The organism is Caballeronia sp. (assembly GCF_049581465.1).
Lineage (GTDB): Bacteria > Pseudomonadota > Gammaproteobacteria > Burkholderiales > Burkholderiaceae > Caballeronia.
The window spans coordinates 1-1,587 of the sequence record NZ_JBAUSA010000070.1 but is presented as its reverse complement, the minus strand read 5'-3'; the positions used below and the strand labels follow the sequence as shown (position 1 = coordinate 1,587).

The following is a 1,587-nucleotide window of genomic DNA, read 5'->3' as shown; positions in this document are numbered from 1 at the left end:
GTGCCGGCAACAGCCGGCTGGTCGCCGGAGGCGCCGCCGCTTCCCGAACTGTTCAACGAATTCGGCACGACGCCTTTGGCGTTTCAAATGGGTGTGCCCGCCCAGGACGCCTTTCCGTTCAAGCTCTGGTCGCGCATCCAGTCGCGGGCGGCGCGCCGGGCCGGGGCGGCTCCTGTCGGATACCCCGACCCACGTGGCGATCCGGACTTGCGAAGGGAGATTGCGGCCTATCTTGGCGTCGCACGCGGCCTTCGATGCAATCCCTCTCAGGTCTTCGTCACGGCAGGTTTCTCCGGTGCCCTCAATCTCGCGCTTCGCGGGCTTCGCATGGAAGGCAGGCAAGCCTGGATGGAAGACCCCGGCTTTCCGCTCACGCGTACCGCACTGGGCCTCGCCGGCATGACGGTGGCAGCCGTTCCGGTGGACGCGGATGGACTCGATATAGACGCCGGCATCAGGCAGGCGGCCGGAGCCTCTCTCGCGGTGGTGACACCTGGTCAGCAGGCACCGCTCGGGATGACGATGTCGCTCGCCCGGCGGATTTCACTGCTCGGCTGGGCCCGGCAAAACGACGCCTGGATCATCGAAGACGATTACCTGAGCGAGCTCCAGTTGAAAGGGCGGGCGGCGCCTGCGCTTGCCTCGCTCGATCAGGACGGACGGGTCCTGCATATCGGCAGTTTCAGCAAGACCATCAGCCCGGCACTGCGTTTGGGCTTTCTCGTGGTCCCGCCGGACATGGCGCGCCCCTTCGGCGACATTACGGCGTGCCTCGCGCCTGCACCGGCGGCGTCCGCGCAGCACGCCGTGACTGAGTTCATGCGCGAGGGGCACTATCTTCGCCATCTGCGCCGTATGAAGCGTCTCTACGCTGCGCGACGGGATGCCCTGCTTCGTTGTCTGAAGGAGGTGGGCCCGAGCTCGATCAAAGTGCAGGCCACCGCCGGCATGGCCGTCGTGATCACGCTCCCCAGATCGGGATTGGATGTCGATATCGCTTCGCGGGCGCGGCATTTCGGCTTGGGCCCGGTCCCGCTCTCGCCCTGGTACATGAGCGCTCCCCGGCAACAGGGACTGCTACTCGGCGTGACGAATCTTAATGAACGCACGCTGGCTGCCGACTGTTACCGCCTGCTGGAACTCGTTCGCGAGTGCGAGTGACAAACCTGCAAGACTGGCTTCGTCAACGCTTCTTGGTACATCGAAAATGTTCATTCCTGGTGCTTTCCCGTGGCTCCGTCGAACCCCACAATGTGGGAATGTCAAGGAGCCAGCGTCTATGAATATTCGATCCATTGCAGGTGCCGCCTGCGCATGCATGGCCTTCGGCGTTGCGGTGTCTGCCACGGCACATAGCACAGGTGAAACGGTCACGCCGAACTTCCAGCACGCCATTCCGAACATCCCCGGCAAGTCGTTGAGCGCCGTCGTTGTCGACTATGCCCCCGGCGCAGCATCGCCAGCGCACAGGCATGCGGGTTCGGCGTTCATCTACGCATACGTCGTGTCGGGCGATATCGAGTCACAGGTCAACGACGGCCCTAAGCGCGTCTACCACGCCGGAGAAAGCTTCTTCGAGGAGCCCGG

2 protein-coding genes are annotated in these 1,587 nt (G+C 64.1%); both read left to right on the top strand.

Annotated features, from left to right (window positions below; all coding sequences use genetic code 11):
• The coding region (locus WCA53_RS01695) for a PLP-dependent aminotransferase family protein (protein WP_423904814.1) at positions 1 to 1,161 on the top strand (1,161 nt) is incomplete at its 5' end.
• A 118-nt stretch (positions 1,162 to 1,279) separates the two neighbouring features.
• On the top strand, positions 1,280 to 1,587 hold a 308-nt coding region (locus tag WCA53_RS01690; RefSeq protein WP_423904812.1), incomplete at its 3' end, for a cupin domain-containing protein.